Below are 18,535 nucleotides of genomic sequence, written 5' to 3'. Positions count from 1 at the left end.
GAGTCCTCTTCCCGAGTATCGCCGCCGGGCCGCGAGACGCACGCCCGCTCGGTGTCGCTCGCCGTTCGCCGCCGCACAGCCGCCGCGACGCGAGCAGCGGCCCGGCACGAGGGCCGCGGGCGCGGGCGGTCCGGAGCCCTGTCCATTCGAAGGGCCCGCACTGCGCGCCACCCGGGCGACGCCTGTTTCGGCGGATGTGCCCGCGGGCCACCGGGCGGATCGCCGCACCGGCAGGAATGGCCCGGCAACCCGACGAGAATTGCGCACCGTCGGCGACCGTGCCTCACCCGCTGGGCACCGCCACGGCGATCAGCGTCGCCAGGCACATGGACGGGCCGTGCGCCAAGGTCTCGGGCCGCACCCGCACCCCCGAGGCGATCCGCCGGCGAACCACGATCACCGATGCGACGCCCGCCGTGAACACCGGCCCTGCGAGCGCCGCCCACACCCACGCCTGTGCTCCGCCCATCCCGGCGGCCGCGCCCAGCCCCACCGCCAGCTTCGCGTCGCCCGCGCCGAGGCAAGCGGGCGCGATGAGGTGCACCGCCAGGTAGGGCGCGGCGAGGAGTGCGGCACCGGCCGCCGCGGCTGTGAATTGTGTTGTGAACAGGGCGTATCCGAAGACGGCGAGGGCGCCCCATCCGGTCAGCGCGTTGGGCAGCCTGCGTTGCCGAAGATCGAAAAGGCTCAGCACCGCACACCATCCCGTGAGCATCGCGAACGCTGTGTATGGCATGTGATCCACCCTCGTTGATCCGCCGGGCGTTTCGCAGCGGTCGATGCGAAATGTGCATAACCGCAGGGCATGTGAACATCGATCGGATCGGATTCGCTCGAAAGCCGAGCGGCCGGGCCCGGCTCGACAGCCGCCGTGGCTCCGCTGGATTCGCTTGGCCGGCGCTGCGGCGGCCGGTCCACGGATACGTCGTTCGCGCCCGATTCGTCCCGTGCGCCCGTCTTCCGTCCGGCCCGCGGAGGTGACGGTTCGGGTGTGGGACTGCCGCACCACCGCGTGTCGGCGGTAGCTTTGATCCATGTCAGCTGATCACGCGGGCCGCGGGCCCGACTACGCGGCGCGCCGCGGTGCGCTGCGCAGTCTGCTTGTGGAGAACGAGGTCGATGCGCTGCTGGTCACCGACCTGGTGAACATCAGGTATCTGACCGGGTTCACCGGCTCCAACGCCACGCTGCTCGTGCACTCCTGGGACATGCGCAACGCCGAGGAACGCACCGTGATCGGCACCGACGGCCGCTACCGCAGCCAGGTCACCGAGCAGGCGCCGGATCTGCGCGCCGAGATCGCCCGCGCCACCGCGCGGCGGATCATGGAGCTGGCGGGGGAGTGGCAGCTCGGCCGGATCGGCTTCGAGAGCCACGTGGTGACCGTCGACCAGCACCGCGGTTTCGTCGAGCAGAAGACCGGCCTGGAGCTGGTGGCCACTCCCGGCCTGGTCGAGCAGTTGCGCATGGTCAAGGACGCGTACGAGGTCGAACAGCTGCGCACGGCGTGCGCCGCGGGCGACGCCGGACTGGCCACGCTGCTGGAGCGCGGCGGACTGCGCCCGGGGCGCACGGAGCGCCAGGTCGCGCGTGACCTGGAATGGGCCATGTACGAGCACGGCGCCGAGGCGGTCGCCTTCGAGACCATCGTGGCCGCGGGCGCCAATTCCGCGATACCGCATCACCGCCCGACCGATGCCGTGCTGGCCGAGGGCGATTTCGTGAAGATCGATTTCGGCGCGGTGGTCGGCGGCTACCACTCCGATATGACCCGCACCTTCGTGCTCGGCCGCCCGTCCGATTGGCAGCGCGAGGTGTACGCCCTGGTGGTGGAGTCGCAGCGGGCCGGGCGCAAGGCGCTGCGGCCCGGCGCGCAGGCGGGCGAGGTGGACGCGGCGGCGCGCTCGGTGATCGAGGCGGCGGGCCACGGCAAGCTGTTCGTGCACGGTCTCGGGCACGGCGTCGGCCTGCGCATCCACGAAGCGCCGGGAATCATGAAAAACGGAACCGGTACACTTCTATCCGGCGTGGCGGTGACCGTCGAACCAGGTGTGTACTTTCCCGGCCGCGGCGGCGTCCGAATCGAGGACACGCTCGTGGTGCGCGAAGGGGGCCCGGAGCTGCTCACCCACACCAGCAAAGACCTGACCGTCGTCGAATGACGCCGGTTACCTGAGAACAGGAGATCCGAAGACAGTGGCGGACACCAGCGACTTCAAGAACGGCCTCGTGCTGAAGATCGACGGTCAGCTCCAGCAGATCGTCGAGTTCCAGCACGTCAAGCCGGGTAAGGGCCCCGCCTTCGTGCGGACCAAGCTGAAGAACGTCGTGTCCGGCAAGGTCGTCGACAAGACCTTCAACGCGGGTGTCAAGGTGGAGACCGCGACCGTCGACCGTCGCGACATGACCTACCTGTACCACGACGGCTCCGACTACATCTTCATGGACGGCGAGACCTTCGACCAGATCTCGATCACCGAGGCCACCATCGGCGACGGCGCCCGCTTCCTACTGGAGAACATGGCCGTCCAGGTGGCCATGCACGAGGGCGCGCCGCTGTTCGTCGAGCTCCCGGTCTCCATCGAGCTCGTGGTGCAGCACACCGACATCGGCCTGCAGGGCGACCGCTCCACCGGCGGCACCAAGCCCGCCACCCTGGAGACCGGCGCCGAGGTGCAGGTACCGCTGTTCATCAACACCGGCGACAAGCTGCGCATCGACTCGCGCGACGGCAGCTACCTCGGCCGGGTCAACGCCTGATCGCCAGTCGCTCGCGGCGGGAGTGCGCGGCCCGGTGGCGGGACCACCGTGGCGGGCGCTCGTGCCGCCCTGATACAGAACGACGGGGATGATGTGACCGTGGCGGAACAGCCCGCAGACAAGAAATCCACGTTCAAGAAGCTGGGCGCCCGGCACAAGGCGCGGCGTCGCGCCGTCGACCTGCTGTTCGAGGCGGAGGCGCGCGACATCGACGCCGCCGAGCTGCTGGACGAGCGCGTCGACCTGGCCACGAAGGACCAGACCGTCGCCCCGGTGCACGCCTACACCAGGACCCTGGTCGAGGGCGTCGCCGACGACCTGGATCGCGTGGACGGCACCATCGAGTCCTACCTGCAGGACTGGGCGCTGTCCCGGTTGCCCGCGGTGGACCGCGCGATTCTGCGCATCGCCGTGTGGGAGTTGTTCCACGCCAACGACGTTCCGCCGGTGGTGGCCGTCGACGAGGCGGTGGAGCTGGCCAAGGAACTGTCGACCGACGACTCGCCGTCGTTCGTCAACGGCGTGCTCGGTCAGGTCGTGCTGGTCGCCCCGCAGGTGCGCGCCGCCGCGGCCGCGACCCGTGCCCCGCGCCCGGAGCCCGAGGCGTGAACAAGTACCTGGTCATGGTCATGCGCACGCCGCGCTTCGACCCCGCGGTCATCGAACCGCACAAGGAGTTCCTGGACGGGTTGGTGGGACGCGGGCAACTCGTGGAGAGCGGCCGCTTCACCGACGGCACCGGCGGGGCCTACGTGATCCGCGCCGACAGCCTCGCGGCGGCCCGCGAGATCGCCGACGGCGACCCGGTGCACACCACCGGCGCCTCGGAACTCACCGTGTACGAGTGGGAGATCACCGTCTCGGCCTGATCGGCTCCGCCCGATCCGGCTCCCGCCGGTGGGTGTACTCGGCCCGGCGGGAGCCCACCGGGACGTCTGCGGAGTCCCGGGTCGGGGGTGGCGCCCGCCGCCGATATCGACCGTGATCCGGCGCCGGGCACGTCTGTGATCCTGATACCTCGAGTGCGCTCGAGGTCAATAAGGTGTGGCGCGGGTCATGGGCGCCGCGTGCGCGACCGCGCTTGTGCGACTGGCGAATCCGCCGATACGGGTCTCGGCGATCGCTCGCCCCGTCGGCGCGCCTGCGCTTATCCTGGGGGAAACCACAGGGGAGGGCGGTGCATGGCACGGCTGCTGAGCTGGCTGCGGAACAACATCGACGGCGTGGTCGCACTGCTGCTCGCGTTGGTCGTCGGAATTCTCGCGGTGCTCGATCTGATCGACGTCGACCAGGTGAACGCCGTTGTGCTGCTGGTGCTCGGCCTGCTGGCGACCACCTTGCTGCGCGACCGGCACCTGTCGGCGCAGGCGGTGCGCGACGCGTCCTCGGTGCGGTTGCTCTACGGCCCCGAGATCGGGCACGCGCACACGCTGGCCCGGCGCGACACCGAACAGTGGATCTTCAAGGGCGGCACCGGAACCTACATCAGGGCCGTCACATTGCGGGCCTGCGTGGAGAACGCCCGGCGCGAACAACGGCCGCTGCGTATGCAATTGGAGATCCTCGACCCGACCAACGAGCCATTGTGCAAGACCTACGCGCAGTTCCGCTCCTCGCTCACGCCGGAGGCCGACCGCACCGGCGAGCTGTGGACCACCGAGCGCACCCGCAAGGAGGCGTTCGCGACGGTGCTGGCCGCCTGCTGGTACCGGCAGCGGTTCACGTTCCTGACCATCGACGTCGGGCTCTCCTCGGTGATGACCACCTTCCGCTGGGATCTGTCCTCGAGCTGCGTCATCGTCACCCAGGACAACCCGAACACCCCCGCGCTCATGTTCGAGCGTGACAAGCCCTATTACCGCGATTTCAGCCGCGAATTGGTGGCCAGTTTCAAACAGACCCGTCAGGTCCCGCTGAGCCGCAGCGAGGAATTGCCGCTGGCCGACGAGCCTTCCGTCGATCAGGCGCGCGCCCTGTTCGACGCGCTCGGGCTGAGCCTGCCCACCTCCTACACCGACCGCGACGTGGCCGATGTCGTGCGCCGGGCGCTGCAGCCGAGGAATCCGTACTGATGGACGCCTACGCCGAGCTTCGCTCCCTGATCACCGCCGACCGGGCGGGGACCGCGGTGCGCGGCTGGGCGCGCGACTATCTCGCGGGTCTGCTCGCGGGGCGCACGGCGGTGGCCGCGGTGCGACATCCGTTGGGGTTCGCGTGTTTTCCCATCTGGCGCGGGGGAACGCTCGGGGTGTGCCTGCACGTCTGGAGTGCCGACGCGCGGCCGCACCCGACCACCTCGACGATGCACGCGCACAGCTGGGACCTGGTGAGCAGCGTGCTGTACGGCACGGTGATCAACGAGATCATCGACATCACCGCGGACGCTCGGCCGACCCACCGGATCTTCGAGGTGCACAGTGGCGCCGAGGGCGATCTGGTGCGCGCGACGCAGCGGCTGGCGGGCTACCGCGTGCGGTCCAGGGAGTTCTTCCGCGACGGCGACGTGTACACGTTGCGCCACGGCGTGTTTCACGTGTCCGATGTGCCGGGCGCCGCGGCCACCCTGGTGCTGGGCGAGTACCGGCCCGGGGAACCCGATCTGTCGCTCGGCCCGCTCGGCGGCGACGATCACTGGGTGCACCGCGTCACGTGCACGGAGGCGGAGACCGGTGCGCTGGCCCGGGCCGTCCTGAATCGATTGACCGACCAGTCCCTGCCCGAAGACCTGGAGGAGCGATGCGACCCGGCAACACCGTGAACGCGGCGCCGAACGCCGCCGTCGTCGACCTCGCCGCCGCCGTCGCGATCGCCGCGGCCGCCGAGGCGGGGCGCGCGATCCAGGCCGGATTGGGCGGCGCGCTGGACGTGCGCCCCAAAGGCGGCTCCGGCGACCTGGTCACCGTCCTCGATCTGCGCTCGGAGGCCGTCATCGTGGACCGGCTGCGCGCCGCGTTCCCCGACCACCGCATCCTGGCCGAGGAGTCCGGCCTGCTGGACGGCGCGGACGAGGCGTGGTGCTGGGTGGTCGACCCGCTCGACGGCACCAACAACATCGCCGTCGGCCTGCCGGTGTACTCCATCGGAATCGCCCTGTGTCACTACGGTGTTCCGGTGTTCGGCGTCGTGCACGAGCCGACCACGGGGTGCACCTGGTCGGCCAGGCGCGGGTACGGCGCCACCGGCCCGAAGGGTCCGCTGCACCAGCCGCAGACACCTCCGCCGACCGCCGGGCCGACCTTGGCCTGGCTCCAGGGTTATCCGGTCGCCCGCACCGACCCGACGGCTCGCGCGCTGCGCCTCACCCTGGAATCCGGTGCACGGCGGCTCATCCAGCTGTGGTCGCCGCTGCTGTGCTGGATCATGTTGAGCCGCGGCGATATCGACGGTTTCGTCGGCTATCGCGCCGGTGTGGTCGATCTGCCCGCGGGCAGTCTCATCGCGCGGGAATCCGGCATCGCCGTCACGGGCTTCGACGGCGAGCCGCTCGACGACCGGATCGATCCGTCCGGCCAGGAGGTCAGTTTCCTCGCCGCGCGGCCGGACGTGCTCTCCGACCTGACGCTTCTGGTGAAGTCGGCGGCCGACGTCACCGTGACCGGTCTCGGCGGCTAGGCCGGGACCCGGCCCTAGCCGGAGCTGACGGCCGAGTCCCGCCACGAGCTCACGCGACGTCGAATTTGTTGGCGCGTGCCACCGCCAGCGACCGCCAGAGCTGCGCCTCCATCGAATCGAACACGTGGTCCACCACCTCGAGGGCGATGCGTAGTCCCTCGGCGGAAAGCCGTGCGGGCGGAACGCCGTCCACGTCACCGCCGGTGTTGGCGCCGACGTCCGGCGCATCGTGTCGGCCGCTGAGGTAATCGAGACGCAGTCCCGTTTCCTTCTCGACGGTGGCGGCCAGGTGCCGGGTGTGCAGGAAGAACTGCTCGCCGGTCGATTCCAGCGCGGCCATCATCCACCAGCGAACCGCCGGGTCACGATAGCGCTGGGCGAGCTTGACGAACTCGATCATGTTCTCCCGGTGCAGGTCCATGTCCTGGTCGAGGAAGAGGAACTCCAGCGTGTCACTGGCGGTATGCCCCAGCAGCGTATCGAGATCCAGTGCGTCCCAGTCGGACAGGAACAGGTCACTGTGTGCGGATAGCCGCATGGCCCAGGCGTTCACAGCCTCCTGCGCCGCGTTCTGTGGGTCCGCGTACGACATGGCGTATCGGTTCAAGTCGCGGTAGCCTAGGATGTCCATCACCCACATCGGAATGAAGCGCCTGAGTTTCTGCGCAGGCGACAGGCCGTTGTCCTCGCGCAGCCAGCTGTAGAAGGGATGGGCGGCGACCTGCGCCTTGCGCTGCGACAGCAGGCGAGCGACCTCGGCCTCTCGTCGGTTGCCCGCGGTGATCGTCAGCGGCGGTGCGGTCCACTCGGCCTGCGCGCGGGTCCTCTCCCGAGTGCGACGCGGGACCGTTCGAGTGTCGACATAGGTGCGGCCGTAGTACAGGAATCCGTCGAAGATGCGCTCGAAAATGTCGAACATGCGGTTGCAGAGGTCTTTTGCCTGCCCGCGCCGGTCCGGATCGAGCACGGCTCCTTCGAACACGCCTTCGGTGTTGGCGACATGCCCGGACTCCAGGCCGAGGTGGTAGGGACCGAAGTAGCGGTAGTTCAGACCGGTTTTGTCGGCGAGCATCGCGGCGATCGTGGCGGTGTTGCCGAGCATGACGTGTCCGGTCGCCTCACCGGCCTCGGAGTGCCCGAACCGAATCAACGCATCGTCGCCGTCTTCGACCGCGAGAGACACGAACTCGACCCCACTGCGTCGGAAGACTTCCTGATCGGGGGAGAGGAACAGCCACCACAGTGCGTCGCTCGCGGTCCAGCGCAGATGCTCGTCGAGTTTCAGTTCGCGCCAGTCCTCGAGGAACATTCGGGAGTGCCGCTCGTCCTCCTGGGTTCCGAGATTGATGACCCATTCGAATTCGTCGCGCACCGTCGGGAAGCGCAACACCCACCGGTTCATATCCCGGAATTGCATCACGAAAAATGCCGCCATCGGCGCAAATTTCAGCCGGTCCTCGATCGCCACGGAATCGCTGTGCAGCCACTCGAAGAACTCGTGCTTCCGGATCCTGGCCTGCCGGCTGTCACGCAGGGCCATTACCTCTTGCATGGGCCAGTCCCTTCGGTAGGGGATTTCGCTTCGGCTCTCCTGGGCGCTCGGCGCGTGAAACGAGCTTGTCGTCGCCGCGTTGCCGGACAACGATGCCGGCGGACCAGCTGGGCAATGCCGGCGCCAGTGTATGCACCTGAGCAGGCACTTTCGGGATAACTCGCCGTCACGAGCCGGGTCGGCCGCGCCCGGCGCATCCATGGTCTTTCCCTTGACCAAGCAACACCCCGAGGGTTCAATCGATCTTCGTCAGCGACCGCACAAGCGACTCGCGACACCTGACATATGGGAGTGGTGACATGACGACAGCACAACCCGTTCAGGAACGACTTTCGGCCAGGTTCGACCTTTGGGACCGCGACGGCAACGGCCGACTCGAGCGTGAAGACTTCGAATCCGAGGGACGCCGGATCCTCGCGGCGTTCGGGGAATCCGAAAACTCACCCCGAGGCCGCGCCGTCATGAATGGATACAACGACCTCTGGAACTACCTCTCGAAAAAGGCCGGCTCGACCGAATCGATGTCGCGCGAACAGTTCGAAAGTATCGGGGCGGGGATCATCGGCGGCGGCGCCGCGGAATGGGCCGCTACGGTACGACCCCACATCATGGCGATGGTTCAGCTCTGCGACGCCGACGGCGACGGGCAGATCAGCCCGCCGGAGTTCGCCAGGTGGTTGCAGGCGATCGGTGGCGACGCGGATGCCATGGACGCCTTCCACCAGATCGACGTGGACGGCGACGGGTACCTCTCGATCGACGAATTGTGCGCTGCGGTAAGGGCGTACGCCGAGGGTAAGCTCGACGCTCCGCTGCTGGGCGTCTGATCGTCTGTCTCGTCTCGGACCAAGTGCTTCGAGCGGCGCACCATGCGCTGGGAGCACTTGGTCCGACTGCTGTGTGCTGCCGCTCAACCGGTGACGAGCAGCGCGGCGATCGCGCTCGTAGTGGCGAGCAGCGCGAGTCCTAGCCCGGTCAGGACGAATCGCTTCATCGGGACGCGCACGCCGTGCGTGCGGCAGAACTCGAGGCAGAGCAGCGTCGCCAGCGACGCCCACGGCGTGACGACCGGGCCGACGTTGGTGCCGATCAGCAGGGCGAGCAGTTGATCGCCGTTCTCCGGCGGCACCACCGCCTCGCCCGCGGTGTAGGCGGGCAGATTGTTCGCGACATTGGACAGCGCCGCGCCCGCGGCCGCGGCGCGGAAGGCGCCTGCAGCGCCCACGTCGTCGCCGATCAGCGTGTGCATCACGTCGGAGAGGCCGAGGCGGCTCAGCGTCGGCACCACCAGGAAGAGTCCCACCACGAAGACCAGCAGCCGCCACGGAATCAGCGAGAAGCGCAGCGCCGACCGGTCGAACAGCGCGAAGGCGACGACCGCGATCGCCGCGGCGAGCACCGCCGCGATCTCGATGCTCTCGCCGAGGATCGGTATGGCGACGATGAACAGCAGGCACGCCCCCGCCGTCGCGTACAGCAGCGTGCGTTCCTTCGCGTCGCGCGGGCGGACCGGTTCCGGCGGAATGTAGCGGTCGCTGCCGCGGCGGTCGCGCCGCCAGAACCAGATCCACAGGCACAGCATGGTGGCGGCGATCGAAACGAGCTGCGGCGCCCACATTCTCGCCGCGAACTCGGTGGCGTGCAGCGCCACCCGGTCGGCGGCCAGCAGATTGGTCAGGTTCGACACCGGAAGCAGCAGGCTCGCGGTGTTGGCCAGCCACAACGTGGTCATCGCCAGCGGCAGCGGCGGGATGCGGGCAGGCCCGGCCAGCGCCAGCACGACCGGTGTCAGCAGCACCGCGGTGGTGTCCAGATTGAGCAGGATGGTCGTCGCCGAGGCGAACAGCACGCACAACGCGAACAGCGCCGCGTAGTTCCCACCCCCGAGGATCGCCACGCGGTGCGCGATGACATCGAAAACCTTCGCCTGCCTCGTCAATTCGGCCAGCACGATGACGCTGCCGAGGAAGAGGAGCAGCGGACCGATGCGGCGCATGTTCTCGGCCGCCTCGTCGCCCGGCAGCAGGCCGGTGAGCACGCACAGCAGCCCCGCCGCCAGCAGACCGAGCCGCACCCAATCCAGGACGCTGAGGCTTCGAAGCGCGGATCGGACGCCGAGCCCCTTGCGCGGGCGGTCCGCCGCCGCCACATCGGGCGACGACGTAGGGCACGGCGCGGAGTCGACGTGATCGGGCACGTAACTCATCATGGCATCCGGCGCGCCGCGGCACCCGCATCCGCGCCGTGCTCCGCCCCGACCGAGGCCCCGCCGCTCACGACGTGATACATACCGTGCCAGTTGTTTTCGGCACCCCGTGCGGGGAGCGGCTTGGCATACTGGGGGCGTGACAGAGCAGGGGCGGGCGCGGGACTTCTTCATCAGCTACTCCCCGGCGGACGGGCGGTGGGCGACCTGGCTGGCCTGGCAGTTGGAGGCCGCCGGGTATCGAACCCTGATCCAGGCATGGGATTTCGTACCGGGAACCAACTTCATCGACTTCATGGATCGCGGGGTGCGCGAGTCGACGGTGGTCATCGCCGTGCTCTCGGACAACTACCTGAATTCGCGCTACGGAACCATGGAGTGGCAGGCCGCCTTCCGCACCGATCCCGGCAAGCTGCTGCCGGTGCGCATCGCCGACTGCGCGCTGGAGGGACTGCTCGCGACCCTCACCTACCTGGACCTGCTGAACGTCACGACGGCCGAGGAGGCGCGGCGGACGCTGCTCGACCGGGTGGCGGAAATGCTCGCGGGCCGGGCCAAGCCGCGGATCGAGCCCGGCTTCCCGCACGACGGTCACGCGGCGCTGCCGTCGCTCGCCGGCGAGGAGCAGGACGGCACGGTGGAATCCGCGCTCGGCCGCCGGACGCCCGTCGCGGCCCCGCCCTTTCCCGGCGGTGCGCGGGAAGAGCACCGCGAGGGCGTGAGCGTGCTGCACGTGGCGGGGCCGCGCTTCGGACGCGGGCTGTTCGGACGCGACGAACCGGCCACCGCGCGCGAACTCCAGTCCAGGATCTGGGCGAACGTCACGCACCTCGTCGACCGCGGCGCGCCCCGACCGGACCTGATCGTGGTGAGCGGCGATCTGACCGAATCCGGGCGGCCGCGAGAAGTGGACGAGGCGCTGTCGTTCCTCACGGGGCTGCGGGTGCTGCTCGGCCTGGAACCCGACCGCCTGATCGTCGTGCCGGGCAACCACGACGTGTCGAAGGTGGCCTGTCACGCCTACTTCCTGAATTGCGAAGCGCGCGAACGAACCCCGCAGCCGCCGTACTTCCCCAAGCTCGAGCAGTTCGCGCGCCTGTTCGGCGAGCTGTACCAGGGGCTGGACCACCTGGTGTTCGACGTCGGGCAGCCGTGGACCCTGTTCCCGATCCCCGAACTGCGGGTGGTGATCGCGGGTCTGAACTCGACGATGGCCGCGACCCACCGCGCCGAGGACGACTACGGCAGCATCGGCGAACCCCAGGCCGCCTGGTTCGCCGAACGACTACGCGCCTTCGAGGAACTCGGCTGGCTGCGCGTCGGCGTGCTGCGGCACGATCCGGTGCCCGGCTCCGCGGCGGCCGCGCACGACCCGGCGCTGCTGCGCGACGCCGAGACGCTGTCCCGGCTGCTCGGCGGTCGGTTGCACCTGGTGCTGCACGGACCGGGACCCGGCGGACGGCACCTGGATCGGCTCGGCGGCGTGCTGCCGGTACTGCCCGCCGCCGCGCCGGGCCGCGACGAGATCGTGCACATCACCGCCCAGGGTCTGGCGCGCTACAGCGCTCAGGACGCGACGCCCGGCGAGCCGGGAGCGCGGCTGGAACACACGTGGATTCACTCCACCGCTGCGCTGACCACGGCCGCGGTGGCGGAACTGGCCGCCGAGGAACCGGAGGCGCTGGCGCCCGCCGCCGACGCGCCCGCGATCGTCGACCCGCACCGCAGGCTGCTCGACCGCGTCGCCGAAGTGTGCGACACGCGGTACCCGGGCGCGCGGATCCGCCGTGTCGAGGTGGACCCGCCGCACCTGTTCATCACCCACCAGCGCGACGAGGTGGTGGCGCAGTGGCGGGTCGGCGTGCACGTGGGCGATATGACCAGGCAGGTGATCGAGGACTTCCTCGGCCACGACCCGGAATACGGTTCGGAGCTGGTCTACCGCGGGGCGCCGCCGCCGCGGTCGCTGCGTGAGGAGGCCGCGAGCCACGGCCTGCGGGTGCGCAGTTTCACCGAGTTCCAGGGCCTGCTCGACCTGGACGGCTATCTCGCCGCGCAGGCCGCCGGGCTGCGTTCGGACCGCAGGTATCCGCCGGAACTGTACGTGCCGCAACGCTTTCGGGTGCTAGAGCACGGCGATCAGCTGATCCGCGACGACCTGGTCGGCGAACTGCTCGGTATGGTCAGCGCCGACCACGGCCGATTCGTGCTGCTGCTCGGCGATTTCGGGCGCGGCAAGACCTTCGCGCTGCGGGAGCTGGCCCGCCGCATCACCGAGACCAAGCCCGCGCTGGTGCCGATCCTCATCGAACTGCGCACCCTCGACAAAACCCATTCGGTGGACGGGCTGGTCGCGGCCCACCTGGCGAACCACGGCGAGGACCGCATCGATTTGAAGGCGCTGCGGTACATGTTGCGCGAGGGCCGGGTGGTGCTGCTGTTCGACGGCTTCGACGAGCTCGTCACCCGTATCAGCTACGAATTCGCCGCCGACCACCTGGAGACGCTGCTGCAAGCGGCGGTCGGCAAGGCGAAGATCATCGTGGCCAGCCGCACCCAGCATTTCGAGTCGCGCGCCCAAGTGCTGACCGCCCTCGGCGAGCGGGTGGGTCTGCTCCACGACCGGCGCATCGTGAGCATCGAGGACTTCGCTCCCGCGCAGATCCGCGCCTTCCTCGTCAACCGGTACGGCGGCGACGCGCGCCGCGCCGACGCCAGGATGCGCTTGATCACCGGCATCGAAGACCTGCTCGGCCTGGCGCAGAATCCGCGCATGCTCAGCTTCATCGCCGATCTGGACGAGCGCCGCCTGCGCGCCGCCGCGGGCGCGAAGCAGGCGGTCGGTCCGGCCGGGCTGTACCGGGAAATCCTGGACTCGTGGCTGACGTACGAGGTCGACCGCACCGCGACCGTCGCGGGATCGCCGCCTGGCCTGCGCCTGGACGAGCTGTGGCTGGCGGTCACCGCGTTCGCGCTGCGCATCTGGGACAAGGGCGAGCCGTACCTGCGGTTGGCCGAGTTGACCGAGGTGGCAAGGGATCTCGTCGAGCTGAGCGGCCCGCACCGGATGTCGGTGCAGCAGTCGACGCACGCCATCGGCTCGGGCAGTCTGCTGGTGCGCACCGAGGACAACCTCTTCGGCTTCATCCACGCCTCGGTGACCGAATGGCTCGTGGCGAACCACGTCGCCGAGCAGTTCGCGGCCGGGGCGGCCACGCCGTCGCAGCTCGCGCAGGCGCAGCTGTCACAGCTGTCCATCGACTTCCTGTGCGATCTGGCCGACACCCAGGCATTGCGCGGCTGGGCCGAGGCGGTGCTGGCCGACTCCGCCTGCGACGACAACTCGCGCACCAACGCGTTGCGGGTGACCACCCGGCTGCGCACCGCGCCGACCGCCGACCTGCGCGGCGCGGCGCTGGCGGGCGAGGACCTGTCCTACCGCGACCTGCAAGGGGTGGACCTCAGCGGCGCCGACCTGACCGGCGCGCGGCTGGTAGGCGCGAATCTCACGCACGCGGTGTTGCGCGGCGCGCGGCTGGTCGGCGCCCGGCTCGACGAGGCCGTGCTGGTCGGGGCCGATCTGACCGACGCCGACCTGACCAGGGCGCGGCTGGCCCGCACCGACCTGACCGGCGCGCGGGGAACGGGCAGCCGCTGGCCGAGGGCCGCGCTGCTGGACGTGATCGGCGCACCGATCGGCACCGATATGCGCGGCGCCGCGTGGGTGCCGGGTACCGCCGCGCAGACCGAATTCGCCCCGGCGGCCATCGGCGTCCGGCACGGTTTCCACGCCAGGCACGGCAGGCTGCCGCAGCCGGTCGCCTACAGCCCGGACGGCGGCACCCTGGCGATCGGCAGCGACGACGGCGGTGTCCTGATCTGCGACACCGAGACCGGCCGCCCGCTGCGCACGTTGCAGACCCATCGCGCCCGCACCTTCGCGGTGGCGTTCACCGACTCGGTGCTCATCACCGGCTCGCACGACCGCACCGTCGGCATCTGGGACGCGATGACCGGCGAACTGCGCCGTATTCTGCCCGGCCACCAGAACTGGCCGTGGCCGGTGCTGCTGAGCCCGGCGGGTGATCTGCTGGTGACCGGCGACGCCGAGGGCGTGCTGCGACTGTGGTCGCTGCCCGGCGGCGAGTTGCGCCACGAATGCGTGCCCGCGTCGGGCGGGCGGGAGCTGATCTACAGCCTGGCCATGCACGGCACGATGCTGGCCGCGGCCTACCGTGACGGCGTCGTCCGGCTCTGGGATATCGAAACCGGGAGCCAGCAGGGCGAATTCGCGGGGGCGGGCGGCTCGGTGTTCCGCATCGCGTTCGATCCGTCCGGTTCGGTGCTCGCGGTCGGCGGCGTGGACGGCGCGCTGACGCTGTGGGACCCGGCCACCCGCCGTCCGGTCCGCACACTGGCCGGGCACACCGGGCGCGTCTACACCCTGGCCTTCCATCCCACCCTCCCGCTGCTTGCCAGCGGAGACACCGATGGCGGACTGCGCACCTGGGACGTCAAAACGGGCGCGGCGCGGCACGCGCCCACCGAACACACCGCCGCCATCTACTGGCTGGCCTTCGATCCGAGCGGCGCGGTGCTCGCCTCCGGGGACAGCGCGGGACTGGTCTGCCTGCGCGAGAGCGAATCGGCGCAGCTGCGGCACCGGCTCACCGCGCACACCGGGTCGATCTGGCCCTTCGCGTTCCGGCCCGACGGCGCCCAGCTGGCCATCACCGACGACCAGTTCACCACCCGGCTCTGGGATCCGGCGACCGGCGTGTGCCGCCACATTCTCACCGGGCACGGCCGCCAGGTCACCTCGGTGAGTTTCAACTGCGGCGGCGACCTGCTCGCCGCCTGCGGCAACGACGGCGTGGTGCGACTGTGGGATCCGGTGTCGGGCAGGCTGATTCGCCGTCTGATCGGCAGCGACGACCGGTTGCTCACCTTCGAAGCGGCGGTGTTCAGCTCGGCGCAGCCACGCCAGCTCGCCACCGTCGGCAACGACGGGCGGCTGAGCCTGTTCAATCTCGACGCCGACGGCTTCGAACGACACATCACCGTGGAGTCGGCGCCGATCTGGACGATCGCCTTCGACCCGACCGGCGATTTCCTCGCCACCGCCAACGACGACGACACCGTGATCGTCTGGGTCCGCTCCACCGGCGCGCTGCACGCCGTCTGCGCCGAACACCGCGGCCGGGTGCGCTCCATCGCGTTCAACGCCGATGGCACCCTGATGGCCACCGGCTGCGACGATTCGGTGGTGCGGCTCTGGGAGGTGTCGTCCGGGCGATTCCTGCGGGCGCTGCGCGGCCACGGCGACCGGGTCTACTCGGTGGCCTTCCACGGCGACCGGCTCGCCAGCGCGTCGTGGGACGCCACGGCGCGCATCTGGGACGTCGAGTCGGGGGACTGCCTGCACGAGCTGACCAGGCACACCGGCAGGCTGTGGACCTCGGCCATCGACCCGCACACCGGCACGCTGGCCACGGCGGGCGACGACCTGGTGATTCGCCTGTGGGACATGGCGACCGGACGACATCTGCACACCATGGAGGGCCACAAGCGGCGAGTCTGGTCGCTGGCTTTCGACCCGGCGGGCAGGCGGCTGGCCAGCGGCGGAGACGACGGCAGCGCGATCCTGTGGACCCTCCCGAACGGCCGCGACGTCGCGCCCGCCGTGCGCGCGGTGCTGCTCGGCCTGCCCGAGGGCTGGGCCGCGCTCACCCCCGACGGGCGCTACAAGTTCGAGGGCGATATCGCCGGACAGTTCTGGCACGTCATCGGCATGACCCGCTTCGAGTCCGGCGAGCTGGACTCCTACCTGCCGGAGGTCGAGCAGGTTCCGGTGGACGCGCCGCTGTAGGGGGTCGTACTTCGTCGTCCTGCGCCGAGAGACCGCGCGCACGACATACCATCGGACTCGCCCGAGAGGTTGATCGCCGTGCGAGGGGAGATCGTCGATGGAACGAACGACCTGTTTGGTGGTCGGTGGCGGGCCCGCGGGCATGGTGCTCGGCCTGCTGCTCGCCCGCGCCGGCGTCGAGGTCACCGTGCTGGAGAAACACGGCGACTTCCTGCGCGACTTCCGCGGTGACACCGTGCACCCCACCACCCTCGACCTGCTCGACGAACTCGGCCTCGGCGAGGAGTTCGCGAAACTGCCCGCGCGGCGGCTGGAATCGGTGCAGCTGCCGGTCGGCGGCTCGTTGCAGACCCTGGCGACGCTGAACACCCTGCCCGGCAAACACAAATACATCGCCATGGTGCCGCAGTGGGATCTGCTCGACCTGCTCGCCCGCGCCGCCGATCGCGAACCCGGCTTCCGGCTGCGGAGGAACACCGAGGCCACCGGCCTGATCCACGCCGACGGCCGGGTCACGGGTGTGCGGTACCGGACTACCGAGGGCGGCACCGGTTCGATCGAGGCCGTGCTCACGGTGGCCTGCGATGGACGCGATTCGGTGCTCAGGGCCGCCGCCGGGCTGCGTCCACGCCGCTGGCCCACGCCGATGGACGTGTGGTGGTTTCGCCTGCCGCGCACCGGGATCGATCCCGCGGGCGCGATTCCGCTCGTCACCCCGCGCCGCGCCGCCGTCATGCTCGATCGTGGCGACTACTGGCAGTGCGCCACCCTCATCGCCAAAGGCAGCGACGCAGAGGCGCGGCGCGGGCCCGTCGGGGCGATTCTGCGCGAAATGGCCGAGGCCGTACCGTGGCTGACCGACCGAGTCGACGCGCTGCACAGCTGGGACGAGGTCAAGCTCCTCAACGTCCAGCTCGACCGCCTGGAACGCTGGTACATCGACGGCCTGCTGTGCCTCGGCGACGCCGCGCACGCCATGTCCCCGGCGGGCGGCGTCGGCATCAACCTCGCGGTACAGGACGCGGTCGCGGCGGCGAGAATCCTTGCCGCGCCCCTCCTTTCCGGACGGGTGCGGGTCCGGGAGCTGGCCAGGGTGCAGCGCCGCCGCTGGTTGCCGACCGTCGTCACGCAGGGCATGCAGCGGTCGCTGCACACCTGGGCCATCGGGCCCGCCCTGTCGGGTCGAGTGGACCTCTCGCGCGCGGGCAACGCGCCGTTGCCGCTGCGGATCCTGCGGCGCGTCCCGGTGTTGCGCGGCGTTCCGGCCTTGCTGATCGCCCGCGGGATATTGCCCGAGCACGCACCGGATTTCGCACGCCGGGCGCACTGAGGACTAGACGAACAAGGGCTCCGCCCCGTCGTCAGGGTGCCTCGGTAGCCGCGAGACCCAGCCCGCGACCACGGCGAGCCCGGTTTCGCGATGCACGGCGAGGAAGCCGAACGGCCGATCGAAGACGACGTCGACGCGGGTGACGAGATGGTCGCCCGGCAGCGGCATGCTCACCGCCCTGGCGGCCACGGCGGTGACGGCCGCGGCTTCGAAACCGTCGCGGGTGAAGCGCGCCAGCACGTCCTGCGCGCCCTGGGCGATCGCGAGTTCCTGCGGCGAGATCGCCGGAAAGTGGCCGTGGTCGGTCGTCATGGCAGCGGACAGGCCGAACAGTTCGGGTGTGGCGCACAGATCGTGCGAGGAGCGGATCTCGAAGGGCGGCATCCGGATATCGAGCCGGTCGCCGGGCAGCGGCGAACGATAGTGCGAGACCCGCAGCCCGGGTCCGGGGGTTCCCGGCGACAGCTCGGCGTGGCCGGGCGTCGGTCCGGTGAGGGCCGCGAGGCCGGTGGCGAGCACGGCGTCCGGTGCGGACGAGCCGAGCAGCAGGTGCACGTCCAGGTCGGCGGTCCCGGTGACCACCACGCGCGTCACCGGGTCCTGGCCGTCCAGGAGGGCGACCGCGGTGAGGTCGCCGGTGGATCGCGCGAGGCCGCGACCCCTGATCCCGCGCCACGGCCCGGATTCGGGGCACAGCACGGTCTCGTCGAACGACTCGCGCCATTGGGTCTTGGCTACCAGCGCGGTCGCCAAGACCACGAGAGTGTCGGGTGTGAGGCACAGCGGGAACCGTTCGATCAACCCGCCGGTCCCGCGCGCGGCCCAGGCGTCGAGCGCGTCCTGCCCGGTCAGCCGCCCGATGGTGTCCGGCGGCATGGTGTCGGTCCACTCGCGGCGCAGCGGAAGCGTCTCGGCGAACCACGCGCCGAGCACCGCGGACACGTCATCGGACTCGGTCATGATCCGCGTCAGCTCCAGCGCGGCATCGTGCGCCGCCTCGGCGGGCAGCCCGATGGCGGCTTCCAACTCGGTGCGGGCGGGTCCCGACGCGGCCCCGGCGAGCAGGGCGAGCAGCGGCCAGAGCCCGGCGCCCGAGACGACGAAATCGTCCTCTCCCGCCGCGGCGACCCACCGCGCGGTCAGGTCGTTGACGGCGGCTACCCGTGTGTCCACTGTGCTCCCCACGCCGTCACGATAGTCGCGACA

Annotated in this window: 14 protein-coding genes; 10 read left to right on the top strand and 4 right to left on the bottom strand. The window is 70.3% G+C overall.

The features are described 5' to 3' along the window. Window positions 1–283: 283 nt before the first annotated feature. Window positions 284–736 (bottom strand): prepilin peptidase, encoded by a 453-nt coding sequence (locus ACRWNM_RS31120; protein ID WP_431971701.1) that lies wholly within the window; start codon window positions 734–736, stop codon window positions 284–286. Between the two features lie 298 nt (window positions 737–1,034). On the opposite strand from ACRWNM_RS31120, the gene ACRWNM_RS31115 reads away from it, so the two are divergent. From ACRWNM_RS31115 to ACRWNM_RS31085, 7 genes are all read left to right on the top strand, one after another. Then, the gene (locus ACRWNM_RS31115; RefSeq protein ID WP_431971700.1) at window positions 1,035–2,162 is read left to right on the top strand and encodes a M24 family metallopeptidase; all 1,128 of its coding nucleotides are present in this window, start codon (window positions 1,035–1,037) and stop codon (window positions 2,160–2,162) included. Window positions 2,163–2,196: 34 nt separating this feature from the next. Further along, entirely contained in the window at window positions 2,197–2,760 is a 564-nt protein-coding gene (efp, locus tag ACRWNM_RS31110; protein ID WP_431971699.1) for an elongation factor P, read from the top strand. A gap of 99 nt (window positions 2,761–2,859) precedes the next feature. After that, entirely contained in the window at window positions 2,860–3,369 is a 510-nt protein-coding gene (gene nusB / locus ACRWNM_RS31105) for a transcription antitermination factor NusB (RefSeq protein ID WP_431971698.1), read from the top strand. Beyond that, window positions 3,366–3,629 (top strand): YciI family protein, encoded by a 264-nt coding sequence (locus ACRWNM_RS31100; RefSeq protein ID WP_431971697.1) that lies wholly within the window; start codon window positions 3,366–3,368, stop codon window positions 3,627–3,629. The genes nusB and ACRWNM_RS31100 overlap by 4 nt, the downstream gene beginning before the upstream one ends. A 312-nt stretch (window positions 3,630–3,941) precedes the next feature. After that, complete coding sequence (locus ACRWNM_RS31095; RefSeq protein ID WP_431971696.1) at window positions 3,942–4,832, top strand: hypothetical protein; 891 nt, start codon at window positions 3,942–3,944, stop codon at window positions 4,830–4,832. Further along, the gene (locus tag ACRWNM_RS31090) at window positions 4,832–5,518 is read left to right on the top strand and encodes a hypothetical protein (protein ID WP_431971695.1); all 687 of its coding nucleotides are present in this window, start codon (window positions 4,832–4,834) and stop codon (window positions 5,516–5,518) included. Before ACRWNM_RS31095 ends, ACRWNM_RS31090 begins: the two co-directional genes overlap by 1 nt. After that, on the top strand, window positions 5,497–6,372 hold the full coding sequence (locus ACRWNM_RS31085; RefSeq protein ID WP_431971694.1) for an inositol monophosphatase family protein: 876 nt from the start codon (window positions 5,497–5,499) through the stop codon (window positions 6,370–6,372). The genes ACRWNM_RS31090 and ACRWNM_RS31085 overlap by 22 nt, the downstream gene beginning before the upstream one ends. Window positions 6,373–6,421: 49 nt before the next feature. On the opposite strand, the gene ACRWNM_RS31080 is transcribed toward ACRWNM_RS31085, so the two are convergent. After that, a complete protein-coding gene (locus ACRWNM_RS31080) occupies window positions 6,422–7,924 on the bottom strand; it encodes a hypothetical protein (RefSeq protein WP_431971693.1) in 1,503 nt (500 codons plus the stop codon). Window positions 7,925–8,223: 299 nt separating this feature from the next. Between ACRWNM_RS31080 and ACRWNM_RS31075 the strand changes: the two genes are divergently transcribed. Then, the gene (locus tag ACRWNM_RS31075) at window positions 8,224–8,751 is read left to right on the top strand and encodes an EF-hand domain-containing protein (RefSeq protein ID WP_431971692.1); all 528 of its coding nucleotides are present in this window, start codon (window positions 8,224–8,226) and stop codon (window positions 8,749–8,751) included. 83 nt (window positions 8,752–8,834) lie between these two features. Here ACRWNM_RS31075 and ACRWNM_RS31070 read toward each other — a convergent pair whose 3' ends face one another. After that, a complete protein-coding gene (locus ACRWNM_RS31070) occupies window positions 8,835–10,130 on the bottom strand; it encodes an SLC13 family permease (RefSeq protein WP_431971691.1) in 1,296 nt (431 codons plus the stop codon). A 139-nt stretch (window positions 10,131–10,269) separates the two neighbouring features. Here ACRWNM_RS31070 and ACRWNM_RS31065 point away from each other — a divergent pair, with 139 nt between their 5' ends. Both ACRWNM_RS31065 and ACRWNM_RS31060 read left to right on the top strand, forming a co-directional pair. Next, the gene (locus ACRWNM_RS31065; RefSeq protein ID WP_431971690.1) at window positions 10,270–15,999 is read left to right on the top strand and encodes a TIR domain-containing protein; all 5,730 of its coding nucleotides are present in this window, start codon (window positions 10,270–10,272) and stop codon (window positions 15,997–15,999) included. A 97-nt stretch (window positions 16,000–16,096) separates the two neighbouring features. Further along, window positions 16,097–17,329 (top strand): FAD-dependent oxidoreductase, encoded by a 1,233-nt coding sequence (locus ACRWNM_RS31060; protein ID WP_431971689.1) that lies wholly within the window; start codon window positions 16,097–16,099, stop codon window positions 17,327–17,329. A 3-nt stretch (window positions 17,330–17,332) separates the two neighbouring features. On the opposite strand, the gene ACRWNM_RS31055 is transcribed toward ACRWNM_RS31060, so the two are convergent. Continuing rightward, complete coding sequence (locus ACRWNM_RS31055; RefSeq protein ID WP_431971688.1) at window positions 17,333–18,514, bottom strand: serpin family protein; 1,182 nt, start codon at window positions 18,512–18,514, stop codon at window positions 17,333–17,335. Window positions 18,515–18,535: the final 21 nt, after the last annotated feature.

The organism is Nocardia sp. bgisy134 (assembly GCF_965341865.1).
Classification (GTDB): Bacteria; Actinomycetota; Actinomycetes; order Mycobacteriales; family Mycobacteriaceae; genus Nocardia.
This window is presented reverse-complemented; position numbering and strand designations above follow the sequence as displayed.

Bases quoted from the DNA above. Each gene is read 5' to 3' on its own strand.
- ACRWNM_RS31120 (WP_431971701.1), bottom strand. From the start codon at position 736: ATGCCATACACAGCGTTCGCGATGCTCACGGGATGGTGTGCGGTGCTG.
- ACRWNM_RS31080 (WP_431971693.1), bottom strand. From the start codon at position 7,924: ATGCAAGAGGTAATGGCCCTGCGTGACAGCCGGCAGGCCAGGATCCGG.
- ACRWNM_RS31095 (WP_431971696.1), top strand. From the start codon at position 3,942: ATGGCACGGCTGCTGAGCTGGCTGCGGAACAACATCGACGGCGTGGTC.
- ACRWNM_RS31075 (WP_431971692.1), top strand. From the start codon at position 8,224: ATGACGACAGCACAACCCGTTCAGGAACGACTTTCGGCCAGGTTCGAC.
- ACRWNM_RS31090 (WP_431971695.1), top strand. From the start codon at position 4,832: ATGGACGCCTACGCCGAGCTTCGCTCCCTGATCACCGCCGACCGGGCG.
- ACRWNM_RS31070 (WP_431971691.1), bottom strand. From the start codon at position 10,130: ATGAGTTACGTGCCCGATCACGTCGACTCCGCGCCGTGCCCTACGTCG.
- ACRWNM_RS31115 (WP_431971700.1), top strand. From the start codon at position 1,035: ATGTCAGCTGATCACGCGGGCCGCGGGCCCGACTACGCGGCGCGCCGC.
- ACRWNM_RS31060 (WP_431971689.1), top strand. From the start codon at position 16,097: ATGGAACGAACGACCTGTTTGGTGGTCGGTGGCGGGCCCGCGGGCATG.
- ACRWNM_RS31085 (WP_431971694.1), top strand. From the start codon at position 5,497: ATGCGACCCGGCAACACCGTGAACGCGGCGCCGAACGCCGCCGTCGTC.